This is a genomic window from Paraburkholderia sp. J67 (assembly GCF_905220265.1).
GTDB lineage: Bacteria > Pseudomonadota > Gammaproteobacteria > Burkholderiales > Burkholderiaceae > Paraburkholderia.
This window is the reverse complement of the sequence record NZ_CAJMZK010000003.1, coordinates 154,105-166,998: the sequence shown is the minus strand read 5'-3', so window position 1 is coordinate 166,998 and position 12,894 is coordinate 154,105. Positions and strand designations below refer to the sequence as shown.

Here is a 12,894-nt window from a genome sequence, read left to right as displayed (position 1 = left end):
CGGCGCAGCCGTCCCTTCGTGACCGTTTCGCCGACGTCGGACAGACGCTTCGCTGCGCGGTTGCGAGCGAAGCGCCATCGTCGATTACAGCGAGTAGTACAGTTCGAACTCGACCGGGTGCGTCGTCATGCGCACGCGTTGCAGTTCGCTTTCCTTGAGCGCGAGGTACGCGTCGATCATGCCGTCGGTGAACACACCACCGCGCGTCAGGAATTCGCGATCCTTGTCGAGCGCTTCCAGAGCCTGGTCGAGGCCGGCGCACACGGTCGGGATCTTTGCATCCTCTTCCGGCGGCAGGTCGTACAGGTTCTTGTCAGCCGCTTCGCCCGGATGGATCTTGTTCTGGACGCCGTCCAGACCTGCCATCATCAGTGCCGAGAAGCACAGGTACGGGTTAGCCAGCGGATCCGGGAAGCGCGTTTCGATACGGCGGCCCTTCGGGTTCGACACGTGCGGAATACGGATCGATGCCGAACGGTTGCGTGCCGAGTAAGCCAGCTTGACCGGTGCTTCGAAGTGCGGAACCAGACGCTTGTACGAGTTCGTGCCCGGGTTCGTGATGGCGTTCAGCGCGCGAGCGTGCTTGATGATGCCGCCGATGTAGAACAGCGCGAATTCCGACAGGCCAGCGTAGCCGTTACCTGCGAACAGGTTCTGGCCGTCCTTCCAGATCGACTGGTGAACGTGCATGCCCGAACCGTTGTCGCCAACGACCGGCTTCGGCATGAAGGTCGCCGTCTTGCCGTACGTGTGCGCCACGTTGTGGACGATGTACTTCAGTTGCTGCGTCCAGTCCGCGCGCTGAACCAGCGTCGAGAACTTCGTGCCGATTTCGTTCTGGCCTTGGCCAGCGACTTCGTGGTGGTGCACTTCGACCGGAATGCCGATCTGTTCGAGCAGCAGACACATTTCCGAACGGATGTCCTGGAACGTGTCGACCGGCGCGACCGGGAAGTAGCCGCCCTTCGTGCCCGGACGGTGACCCGTGTTGCCGCCTTCGATTTCACGGCCCGACGACCACGGTGCTTCATCCGAACCGATCTTCACGAAGCAGCCCGACTGGTCCGTATTCCACTGGATCGAATCGAAAATGAAGAATTCCGGCTCCGGACCGAAGAATGCCGTGTCGCCCAGACCCGTGCTCTTCAGGTACGCTTCAGCGCGCTTCGCGAGCGAGCGCGGATCGCGCTCGTAACCCTTGCCGTCTGCCGGTTCGACCACGTCGCAGGTCAGCACGAGGGTCGGTTCTTCGTAGAACGGGTCGATGAAGGCCGTGTTCGCGTCCGGAACGAGCAGCATGTCCGAGGCTTCGATGCCCTTCCAGCCGGCGATCGACGAACCGTCAAACGCATGACCCGACTCGAACTTGTCTTCGTCGAATGCCGACAGCGGAACCGAAACGTGCTGCTCCTTGCCGCGCGTATCGGTGAAACGGAAGTCGACAAACTTGACGTCTTCGTCCTTGACGAGTTGCATGACGTCGGCCACGGATTTACTCATAACCTATTCTCCTGATTAACGATTTCGGCGAACGCTGCCGCCGTCACAATCTTCTGATCTCGCCGGTTACCGCTAAGTGGCCCGCCTGAAGCTGGCCGATTGCGAAACGATCGCGACGTATAAAGCAGCTTCCGTGCCATGTTTGCGCCACCGTGGCGCAAATTCTTTCTGGATGCGCCCCCAAGGGGCAACCCTGGGGCAATCTAAGCGCAACTACGGGGAACATGCGGGTAACTCCCGCCCCTGGCGCATCCGGCTGCCCGGCAGTTGGGCTGCCTCCCGGCACCAATCCCGTGCAATCCCGGATTTGGCGCGCGAAACTCACTCCATTATGGTGCATAAGGGCGTTTACGCACCAATGCGGCGCAAATTTGCCGCCGTTGGGCACGGCGCGATGACATCCCGTGTACTCCGTGCCCCGCTCCCGCTCATCGCCGGCGCCACGCTCGCCCACTGCCCGCACTGATGCAGCGCGCTAGAATGAACCTCTTTGGTCCAACATGAAAGAGGAGATTCGCCGTCATGAGTACGCTCGAACAGTTGTATGCCCAGGCCGATACGCGCCGCGCCGAGAACCAGCTGCCCTACGCGGGCGCGGTCTCGCCCGCCGAGGCGTTCGAGCTCCTGCAACTCGACACGCGCGTGAAGCTCGTCGATGTGCGCACGCGTGCCGAACTGGACTGGGTCGGCCGCCCTGTCGTTGGCGAAGGCCAGTATGCCCACGTCGAATGGACGCGCTATCCGGGCGGCGTGCCCAACACCGAGTTCATCTCGCAGCTCAAGAGCGTAGCGGACACCGACACGCCCGTGCTGTTCCTCTGCCGCAGCGCCGCGCGCTCAAAGCTCGCCGCCATCGAAGCCGCCAAGGCTGGCTTCACGCACGCCTACGACCTGCTGGAAGGCTTCGAAGGCGACAAGAACAGCGAAGGCCATCGCAAGAGCGTGACCGGCTGGTGCTTCCGTGGCCTGCCGTGGCTGGGCGCGTAAGCCCGGACTGAACCAAAGGCCCGCCAGCCCATACTCGACGGGCCACTTTGAGCGCCCCATATGACACGCCGATGATACGGCGATGGGGCGCCCGCCCTCCTCAGCCGCGCCCCGCCTCAGGCGGCTCCACCACATCGCCGCCCAGCAGGTGCACCCCTTCGCGCAGCTTCACGAAGGCCGCCGCCACCGCTTCCGGCTCGCCCTTCACGCCCAGGTCGATATGGCGGCGCGCATAGATGCCGCCGCGCTCGCTATCGCCCACGCTCGGCAGGCTGAACACGCGCACGCCGGGGAAATCGTGTTCGATGCTTTCCATCAGCGGCGTGAGCGTCGATTCGGGCAGTTCGAACACCAGCAGCGACTTCTCCGCGTGCGGCGTTTGATGATGCAGATGCGCGTACTTCGTGTCGAGCACCCATTCGATCATCGGCCAGGCCATCACCGGAAACCCCGGGACGAAATGATGGTCGTGAATCGAGAAGCCTGGAATCTTGTTGTAGCCGTTCGGAATGATCTCGCAGCCCTGCGGAAACGTGCCCATCTGGAAACGATGCAGGTTTTCGGGCGAGCCGAAATCGACCGGATCGCTGCCCGTATGCATGTCGCGAATGCGCTCGCTGATCGCCTCTTTCGCGTCCGGGTGCAGCGCGAGCGCGACGCCCAGCGCCGCGGCTGCGCACTGGCGCGTGTGGTCGTCCGGCGTCGCGCCGATGCCGCCCGTCGAAAACACGATATCGCCCGAGGCGAACGAACGCTTGAGCGTCGCGGTGATGCGCGCGGGGTCGTCGCCCACATACTCGGCCCAGTCGAGCGTGAGACCGCGCGCGCCGAGCAGCTCGATCACCTTCGGCAGATGTTTGTCGGTGCGGCGGCCCGAAAGGATCTCGTCGCCGATGATGATGACGCCAAATGCCATGTGTTGCCTCGTCGTAAGAATGATCTGCGGATGCGGGGGGGCGTCAGTGCACGATGGTCACGTCGTGGCTCGCCTCGCGCGTATGCTCCATGCGCTGGCGCTGTAGCGCGCGCAGGCAGTAGTGGCCGAACCAGAGCGCCGTGAACACCAGAATGAAAGCGTAAATCCAGATCGTGAGCGCGGCGATGACCGGGAAGAACAGCAGCATCCACGCGGACGCCACCCAGATCGCCGTTGGCAGCGAACCCAGCAAGCCGCTCGCGACACCGATCGCAAGCAGCGGCAGACGATGCCGGCGCACGAGCTCACGGCGTTCCTCGCTGCTCGCATGCTGCGCGAGCGCGTCGTAGGTCATCACGCGATAGGTCAGCCAGCCCCATAGCAGCGGCGGCACGAGCACGCAGAACGGCGGAATGAACCAGAGCGGCAAGGTGACGATCAGCAGCGCGAGACACAGCACCGTGGTCCAGAGCGAATGCAGCACGCTGCCGTACCAGCTGCCGCCACGCCGCGCTTCCAGATTCGCGTACTGTCGCGTCGTCAGATGGCGGATCACGCGCGGCATCGCGATCGCGACGATCAGCAGCAGCACCGTAATGACGATGAGCGGAATCGTCAGGATGATGACGACGAACGGCCCGATCATGCTGCGCAGCGAGCCGAAGCCAACCCAGTCGAACGCGTGATAGAGATAGCCGGTGGCGGGCCACGCGTCGAGCGTGCCGCGCACGCCGTCGATCAGGGGCTGCCAGAAGGCATACAGGACGCCGCCCCAGACTGCCGCCGCCACCAGAAACGGCACAAAGGTGAGGAACAGCATGGCGGGATGAAACGCGCTGGTGAGCGCGCGGCCGAGCGAGCGCAACAGATCGTTCATGCGAGCGGGAAAGCGGAGGAAAAACGGAGACGGGTCACGAAGCGAAGTGGTTCAGTGCGACAAAACGACAGCATAAACTACGACGCGCTCGCCCGGCACGACGCGCACAACGAGCACGGTTGCGCATGGAAACTTGCCGATCAGGCCGTGTGACTCGAATCGCGCGAGTCTTTGCTGGATGGGGTGCCGGACTGACTGCGGGACGTGTCCTGCGAATCGGCTCGCACCGGCCGGTGCGCCGCGAGCCGGCGCCCGATGCGTGCAAACGCCAGCCCCTGCTGCGCCCAGAAACCTTCACCGTAGCGCGCGCCTTCGAGCTGGTCGCGAATGCCGGTCGGCTCGATCCGCGCGTTGAACGACACGCTGCCGAACAGCATGTCCCACCACGGAAACAGCACGCCGAAGTTGCAGCCGTAAGTCGTGCCCTCGTGACCGTAACCGATGGCGTGATGGCGACGATGAAATCGCGGGCTCACCAGCAGGCGCTCGCCGAGCCAGCCAAAATGCACGCGGATATTGGCATGCTGCACGTTCTGCATGAAATTCGTGAGCGCGACCAGCACGACATACTGCGCGGGCGGCACGCCAATCACGAGCGCGATGCCCGCAAACATGCACGACTGCATCAGCACATCGAGCAGATGGTTGCGGTTATCGCACCAGAACGACATCTTGCGCTGGCTGTGATGGACCGCATGCAACTCCCACCAGAGGCTGTAACGATGCGAGAGCCGGTGATACCAGTAGCCAAAGAAGTCGAGCACGACCAGATAGATCGCGAACGTCACCAACGGTTGGGTCGTCACGCCTGGCCAGAGATTGTCGATATCGACGCTCATCACGCCATGCAGGCGCAGCCAGCTCTGCGTGCGGTCGAACACCGGCTGCATGGCGAAGAAAAACAGCAGATTGAGAATGCCCAGACGCGTGATCCACGTATAGAGGGCATCCACGCCCACGCCCTTGCGGTCGCGCCAGCGCTCGGCGGGGATCAGCGCTTCGAGGGGACGCAAAAGCGCGTACATCGCCGCCATGCCCAGCACGCCGACGATCACCCAGTAGAGCGCGTCGAACGTGTCCTCGTCGACGTTCATGAAGCCGGCCTCGAACAGCGCCGGCTGGAGAACATTCACGTAGAGCAGCGTCTGGAGCCACGAGACGAAATCGTCGGCGCCGGACGCTATCCAATGTGCGCAGGAACCGAGGAAGGCGAACATGGCGGCGCCGCTCGAAGGCTTTACGCGCCGTTGGGCGACATGACCGGCGCGCGGTCATAGAAGTAGATGCCGTGCGGCGAGCGGCCGACCGGAATCGTCTTGACGAGCTTCTTCGTCTGCATGTCGATCAGGCCGATGTGCTTCGCGAAGCGGAACGTCACCCAGAGCCAGCGCTTGTCGGCGGACAGTTCCATGTCGTCGGGTCCGGGCAGCAGACCGTTGATCTCGCCCACTTTCTCGAGCGTCTCTTCGTCGATGATGCTGATGACGTTCGAGACCCGGCTCGACACCAGCACGTGACGACCGTCCACCATCGAGCGGAAGTTGTGCGCCGCCTTGCCCACCTGGATCGTCTTGACGATCTTCTGGGTACGCCAGTCCACCACGGCCACATAGTCGGCGCCCGTCATGCCGACCAGCAGGTATTTTTCTCCGGGCGTGAGCCACAGGCCCGCGGGCGCGGGACCCACCTTCATCTTCCACAGCACTTTCTGCGTGGGCAGATCCACCGCCGCGATCTCGCCCGAGACTTGCAGCGACACGAACACGATATTGCTGTCCTTCGTGAACGCAAGGTGGCTGGGCATGGCCGACAGCGGCAGGCGTTTGGCGACCGTGAAATTACCCGCGCCGCCGTAGTGATAGATGTCGAGCCGGTCCAGACGCAGCCCGGTGGTCACGAACCACTTGTTGTCGGGCGAGAAACCCAGCTGATACGGGTCTTCGATGTTCTCGATCCAGCGCTGCGGCTTGCCGGTCTTCGGGTCGACGAACAGCAGATTGTTCGACACCGAGTTCGCCACGATCAGCGAGCTGTTGTCCGGCGTCGGAAACAGGTGATGCGGCTCCTTGCCCGTAGGCACCGTGCCGACGAGTTCGTGCGTCTTGTCGTCGATGAGGCTGAGCGTTGCCTCACCCGAATTGAGCACGATGATGTTGTTCGCGTGCGCGGCGGGCACGGTGGCGGCCGCGACGGCGGCGCAGGCCAGCGCGGCGGCTGTGGCCTTTGCGACGAGGCGGCGCGCAGCACGGCTGAATGAGTGGTTTAGCATGGACTGTCGGTTCTGGACGGGTGGGTGATTGTAGAACGCTTACCTGCACGCAAGGTTGACGTAGGGCGCTTGAAATGTGAAGAGGGGCGCGACATTTCGCGCCCCTCTCTCGTTCTTTTCGCCCGGCTTTTCGAACTTGTTCGACGCGCTGTTATGACCCGTTATGCGAATACCGCGTTCGCACTGCGTTTCATGCCGTCGCGCGAGGCGCTTCCCTAACGCTGCATCGATTCCCAGACCTTGTAAAGCCGTTTCACCGACACCGGCATCGGCGTGCGCAATTCCTGCGCGAACAGCGAAATACGCAGCTCTTCGAGCAGCCAGCGGAACTCGCTCAGGCGCGCATCGAACACGCCGCCACGCTGCGACAGCGCACGCTGATACTGCTGCGCAAGCGGCTGGAATTCGGCCGCCTGGCGTGCGTCGCGGGAGGGATCGGCGCGCAGCTTGTCGATGCGCAGCGCCACGCCCTTGAGGTAGCGCGGGAAATGCACGAGCTGCGCATAAGGCGTGTCCAGGATGAAACGCTTGCTGATCAGCGCATCGACCTGTGCCTGCATGTCCGCCGCCGGCGCACCGAAAGCCTTGGCCTGCACGAGCTTTTTCGCCAGCGACGCGTATTCCGCGAGAATCTGCCCCACGAGCCGCGCGATCTCCTGCGCGAGCAGCGAGAGACGCCCGCGCCCTTCGTCCTTGCGGGCGTGGAAGCTCGCTTCGTCGTCGGGCAGCGGATCGAGCAGGCAAGCACGATCGAGCGCGAGCTCGACCAGCTGGTCGCGCAATTCTTCTTGCGTCGCGCGCGCCATGAACTGCATCGACATTTCGCGCAGGCCCGGCAGGTTCCTCTCCAGGTAGCGGATCGGCTCGCGCAGTTGCAGCGCGAAGAGACGTCGCAGCCCCTGGCGATGGATGCGCGCGGCCTCTTCCGGCGAATCGAACACCTCGACATCGCAATGCGAGCCGCGATCGACCAGCGCCGGGTAGCCGAACAGCGTCTGGCCGCCCCGGCGGATTTCCAGCAGCTCGGGCAGCTTGCCGAAATTCCATGTCGTGAGGTTCTCGTAGAGCGCGGTGGCGGACGCATCGCCCGAGGTGGGCGTGTGCGGCACGCTGGCCTTTTTCGGGGCGCTTTGCGGCTGCGCGCCGTTTGCGTCATTCGCGCTTGCCGCCACGTCCGCGCCCTCACGCTGCGCGCGCGTTTCCAGCGCCGCCAGCGCGGTCGCGCTCGCCAGCTTCTGGAACTCCTGCTGAGCCTGCGCGCCGAGTTCCGTGCGCAGCTGGGCGAGATTGCGGCCCATCGCGAGCTGGCGTCCGTGCTCGTCGATCACCTTGAAGTTCATGAACAGATGCGCGGCCAGCGTCTCCAGCTTGAAGTCCGCGGTCTTCAACTGAAGCTGCTTCTGCTCGCGCACGTCGTTGATCAGGGCTTCGACGAGACCACCCGCGCCGAAGCGCTCGCCGCCCACGCGATCGGCGAAACCGGCCGCATATTCGGGCAGCGGCACGCAGTGACGGCGCAGCTTCTGCGGCAGCGACTTCAGCAACAACTGCGCCTTCTCCTTGAGCATGCCCGGCACGAGCCATTCGCAGCGCCGCGCATCGACCTGGTTGAGCGCGTAGAGCGGCACCGCGAGCGTCACGCCGTCGCGCGGCGAACCCGGCTCGAAGTGATACGTGAGCGCCATTCCGACACCCGACATCGTCATGCGCTTCGGGAACAGGTCGGTCGTCACGCCCGCCGCCTCGTGACGCATGAGGTCGTCGCGCGAAAGGTAGAGCAGACGCAGCTTGTCCTCGGGCTGCCCGCTCTTTTTCACTTCGTCGCGATACCAGCGCTCGAACGACGCGCCCGAATAAATGCCCGCGGGAATCGCCTGATCGTAGAAACCGAAGATCAGTTCGTCGTCCACCAGCACATCCTGGCGGCGCGACTTGTGCTCCAGTTGCTCGATATCGGCAAGCAGCTTGCGGTTGTGCGCGAAGAACGGCAGCTTCGTATCGAATTCGCCTTCCACGAAGGCGCCGCGAATGAAGAGCTCGCGCGCACGTACCGGGTCCTGCTTGCCGAACGCCACGCGGCGACGTTGATACACGGGCAAGCCGTACAGCACACCGCGCTCGAACGCGCTCACCTGGGCCGCGCGCTTTTCCCAATGCGGCTCGGACAGCGACGTCTTCAACAAATGAGCGCCCACCTTTTCGAGCCATTCCGGCTCGATCTTCGCGATACAGCGCGCGTAGAGTCGGCTCGTCTCCACGAGTTCGGCGGCCACGACCCAGCGCCCCGCCTTTTTCACGAGCGCCGAACCCGGCCACAAATGGAACTTGATGCTGCGCGCGCCGAGGAAATGCGGTTCGTCCTCGGCCTTGAGACCGATATTGCCGAGCAAGCCGGTCAGCAGCGCGTGATGAATCTGCTCGTACGTGGCGTCCGATTCGTTGATGCGCCAGCCGTGCTCGCGCACCACCGTCAGCAGTTGCGAATGCACGTCGCGCCATTCGCGCAGGCGCAGATGCGAGAGGAAATTCGCGCGGCACGAATCGACGAGTTGCTTGTTCGACTTCTTGTGCGCGACCGCGTCCTCGAACCAGGCCCAGATCTTGAGCCACTGGAGGAATTCGGAGCGCTCGTCGGCGAAGCGGCGATGCGCCTGGTCGGCCTGTTCCTGCGCCTCGATCGGGCGGTCGCGCGGGTCCTGCACCGACAAGGCGCTGGCGATCACCAGCACTTCGCGCAGCGACTGCTCGTCGCGCGCGGCGAGAATCATGCGGCCCACGCGCGGATCGAGCGGCAGGCGCGAGAGTTCGCGGCCGAGCGTGGTGAGCGCATTGTCGTCATCGACCGCGCCCAGCTCGTTGAGCAACTGATAGCCGTCCGCGATCGCGCGGCCCGGCGGCGGCTCGATGAACGGGAAGGTTTCGATCGCCGTGAGATGCAGCGACTTCATGCGCAGAATCACCGCGGCCAGCGACGAGCGCAGAATTTCCGGGTCCGAGAAACGCGGACGCGCGATGTAATCCGACTCTTCATAGAGACGAATGCAGATACCATCGGCGACCCGGCCGCAGCGGCCCGCGCGCTGGTTCGCGGCGGCCTGCGAAATCGACTCGATCTGGAGTTGCTCGACCTTGTTACGGTACGAATAGCGCTTTACGCGCGCCAGCCCCGTATCCACCACGTAGCGAATGCCCGGCACCGTGAGCGAGGTTTCCGCCACGTTGGTCGCGAGCACGATGCGGCGCGCGTTCGACGCCTTGAACACGCGCTCCTGCTCCTGCGCCGAAAGACGCGCGAACAGCGGCAGGATTTCCGTATGCGGCGGATGGTGCTTGCGCAGCGCCTCGGCGGCGTCGCGAATTTCGCGTTCGCCGGGCAGGAACACCAGCACATCGCCGGAGCCTTCGCGGCAGAGTTCGTCCACCGCGTCGACGATTGCGTCCATCAGGTCGCGGTCTGTGTCCCGTTGCGATTTTTTCGTCGGCGCATTGCCCTGCGCGTTTTTCACCGCCGGACTGTCCTCCTGCACGGGCCGATAGCGCACTTCCACCGGGTACAGACGCCCGCTCACCTCGATCACGGGTGCGGGTTTCTCGTCGCTGCCGAAATGGCGCGCGAAACGGTCGGCGTCGATGGTCGCGGACGTGACGATCAGCTTGAGATCGGGCCGGCGCGGCAGGATCTCTTTCAGATAGCCGAGCAGGAAGTCGATGTTGAGGCTGCGTTCGTGCGCCTCGTCGATGATGATCGTGTCGTAGGCCTTCAGCAGCGGATCGGTCTGCGTCTCGGCGAGCAGGATGCCGTCGGTCATCAGCTTGACCGACGCGCCCGGCGAAAGATTGTCGGTAAAGCGCACCTTGTAACCGACCACCTCGCCAAACGGCGTGCCGAGTTCTTCGGCGATACGCCGCCCGGTTGCCGACGCGGCGATCCGGCGCGGCTGCGTATGGCCGATCAGGCCAGAGCCGCCCGCGCCTAATCCACGCCCGAGTGCAAGCGCGATCTTGGGCAACTGCGTGGTCTTGCCCGAGCCGGTTTCGCCACTGACGATCACGACCTGGTTGTTGGCGATCGCGCGCGCGATTTCCTCGCGGCGGCCCGAGACGGGCAGCGCTTCGGGGAACGTGATCGGCGGGATCGGGTTCGGCGTGATCGGCGCGCGAGGAGCACGCGGCGCACGGGCCTCGCGTTCCTGACGCGGAACGCGCGGCGGCTGTTCGCGTTCGCTCTCGCCGCTTGCGCGCGGGGTCTGGTCGGATTTCGGCTTCTCCGGGCGCTGGGGATTCGGTCGCGGTTGATTCTGTCGCGGCTGATTCTGTCGCGGCTGATTGGGGCGCGGCTGATCCGGCTGCTGCTGTTGTGCGCGCGGCGGCGCATTGCGCGGGCCCGCCGCGGGTGTACCCGCCTCGCGCGGTTTGTTGCGTTGAGGCGTCTTGTGCGCTTCGCGCGCCGCAGCGGATTTCGCTTCGGGTTGACTCGTCGCAGCGGATGCCGGAGCGCTCACGCGCTCGGCCCGCGCTTCGCCCACTGCGTTCGTTTGCCTGTCGCCGTCCGGTTTGCCGCGCGCCGGCATTTGCGGCGTGGGCTTCGTTTCACTGCGCGGCGCGGGGCGCGCTTCGGTTTTCGGCGGCTGGGGCTGCGCGGGCTGCTGCGGTTGCGGCGTCGTGGGCTGCGCGCCTTTCGGCGGCGTCGCCACCCGCTTGTCCTGCACGCGCGCGCCGCCCAGCGCCCCGCCCTTCATCAGTGCGGCCAGCCGGTCCGACGAGGCAATATTCTGCCCATCGCCATACTTTTGCGACGCGCGCTTTTCCTGCGCGCCGCCGTGCGCCGCGTCTTTGCCGGCGGGGGTGTTGCTGCCCTGCGCCGAGGCAGGTCTTTTGGGTACATTCGACATGGGGGCGCATTATAATCCCGGGCATGAATTCCCAAACCGACCTCGTCCCCGCCACCGCGAATGCGCCGGCTTCCGCCGCCGCCGCGGAATCCGCTTCTGAGCAAGCTGCCCAGCAGGCCGCGCAGCACGCGCAATTCGTCGACTGGATGCGATCGGTCGCGCCCTACATCCATGCTTTCCAGGGCAAGACTTTCGTCGTCGGTTTCGGCGGCGAGGTGGTGCACCAGAATCTGCTCAACGCGCTCGTTGCCGACATCGCGCTGCTTCAGGCCATGGGCATCCAGATCGTGCTCGTGCACGGTTCGCGCCCGCAGGTCGAAGAACAGATGAGCCTGCACGGCGTCGAGTCCGAGTTTTCGCACGGCATGCGCATCACCAATGCCCGCGCGCTCGAATCCGCCAAGGAAGCCGCCGGCGAAGTGCGTCTCGACATCGAGGCCGCGATCAGCCAGGGTCTGCCGAACACGCCGATGGCGCACGCGCACATCAGCGTCGTGTCGGGCAACTTCGTGACGGCGCGTCCGGTCGGTATTCTCGACGGCGTGGACTTCCAGCACACGGGCGTCGTGCGCAAGATCGATGCCGATTCGATCCGCCATTCGCTCGCGAGCCGCAAGCTCGTGCTGCTCTCGCCGCTCGGCTTCTCGCCCACGGGCGAGGCGTTCAACCTGTCGATGGAAGACGTGGCCTCGGCGGCGGCCATTGCGCTGCGCGCCGACAAGATCGTGTTCCTCACGGAAACGCAGGGTCTGATCGGCGAGGAAGGCGAACTGCTGCGCGAAATGTCGCTCGACGACGCCTACAAGTTGCAGGAAAGCGGCACCGTGCTCGGCGACGCGGGCTTCTATCTGAAGCATTCGATTCGCGCCTGCCGTGGCGGCGTGGGCCGCGCGCACATCATTCCCTACGCACTCGACGGCGGCCTGCTGCTCGAACTGTTCCTGCACGATGGCGTGGGCACCATGATCTCGTACGAGAACCTGGAAAGCCTGCGCGAGGCGACGCCTGACGACGTCGGCGGCATTCTCACGCTGATCGAGCCGCTCGAATCGGACGGCACGCTCGTGCGGCGCGGGCGTCACCAGATCGAGCGCGACATCGATCATTTCTCGGTGATCGAGCACGATGGCGTGCTGTTCGGCTGCGCGGCGCTCTACGCCTACTCGCAGGAACGCATCGGCGAAATGGCCTGCCTCACGGTGTCGCCCGAGGCGCAAGGTTCAGGCGACGGCGAGCGCCTTTTGCGCCGCATCGAGCAGCGCGCCCGCGCGCGCGGCCTCACGCGCATCTTCGTACTCACGACGCGTACCGAACACTGGTTCCTCAAGCGCGGCTTCGTCAAGGCCACGGTCGACGACCTGCCTGAAGACCGCCGCCGCCTTTATAACTGGCAGCGCAAATCGCTCGTGCTGATGAAACAGCTCTGAGCGCCCTCACCAACGCATTAGCGAAG

General features: G+C 64.6%; 8 protein-coding genes. 2 read left to right on the top strand and 6 right to left on the bottom strand.

What is annotated here, in order from left to right:
* Positions 1–84: 84 nt before the first annotated feature.
* A complete protein-coding gene (gene glnA / locus U5782_RS07670) occupies positions 85–1,500 on the bottom strand; it encodes a type I glutamate--ammonia ligase (protein ID WP_167056238.1) in 1,416 nt (471 codons plus the stop codon).
* A 522-nt stretch (positions 1,501–2,022) separates the two neighbouring features.
* On the opposite strand from glnA, the gene U5782_RS07665 reads away from it, so the two are divergent.
* On the top strand, positions 2,023–2,487 hold the full coding sequence (locus U5782_RS07665) for a rhodanese-like domain-containing protein (protein ID WP_322043227.1): 465 nt from the start codon (positions 2,023–2,025) through the stop codon (positions 2,485–2,487).
* A 100-nt stretch (positions 2,488–2,587) separates the two neighbouring features.
* Here the strand turns inward: U5782_RS07665 and U5782_RS07660 are convergent, their stop codons facing one another.
* The 5 genes from U5782_RS07660 to hrpA all read right to left on the bottom strand — a co-directional run bounded on the left by U5782_RS07660 (position 2,588) and on the right by hrpA (position 11,441).
* Positions 2,588–3,403, bottom strand: a complete 816-nt coding sequence (locus tag U5782_RS07660) for a competence/damage-inducible protein A (RefSeq protein ID WP_322043226.1) — start codon at positions 3,401–3,403, stop codon at positions 2,588–2,590.
* A gap of 43 nt (positions 3,404–3,446) precedes the next feature.
* Positions 3,447–4,280: an EI24 domain-containing protein gene (locus tag U5782_RS07655; protein WP_322043225.1), complete on the bottom strand. Its 834-nt coding sequence runs from the start codon at positions 4,278–4,280 to the stop codon at positions 3,447–3,449.
* Between the two features lie 140 nt (positions 4,281–4,420).
* The gene (locus U5782_RS07650) at positions 4,421–5,497 is read right to left on the bottom strand and encodes a sterol desaturase family protein (protein WP_322043224.1); all 1,077 of its coding nucleotides are present in this window, start codon (positions 5,495–5,497) and stop codon (positions 4,421–4,423) included.
* A 20-nt stretch (positions 5,498–5,517) separates the two neighbouring features.
* Positions 5,518–6,549, bottom strand: a complete 1,032-nt coding sequence (locus U5782_RS07645) for a beta-propeller fold lactonase family protein (RefSeq protein ID WP_322043223.1) — start codon at positions 6,547–6,549, stop codon at positions 5,518–5,520.
* Positions 6,550–6,764: 215 nt separating this feature from the next.
* Positions 6,765–11,441, bottom strand: a complete 4,677-nt coding sequence (gene hrpA, locus U5782_RS07640) for an ATP-dependent RNA helicase HrpA (RefSeq protein ID WP_322043222.1) — start codon at positions 11,439–11,441, stop codon at positions 6,765–6,767.
* A gap of 23 nt (positions 11,442–11,464) precedes the next feature.
* Between hrpA and argA the strand changes: the two genes are divergently transcribed.
* A complete protein-coding gene (gene argA, locus U5782_RS07635; protein WP_322043221.1) occupies positions 11,465–12,868 on the top strand; it encodes an amino-acid N-acetyltransferase in 1,404 nt (467 codons plus the stop codon).
* Positions 12,869–12,894 lie beyond the last annotated feature (26 nt).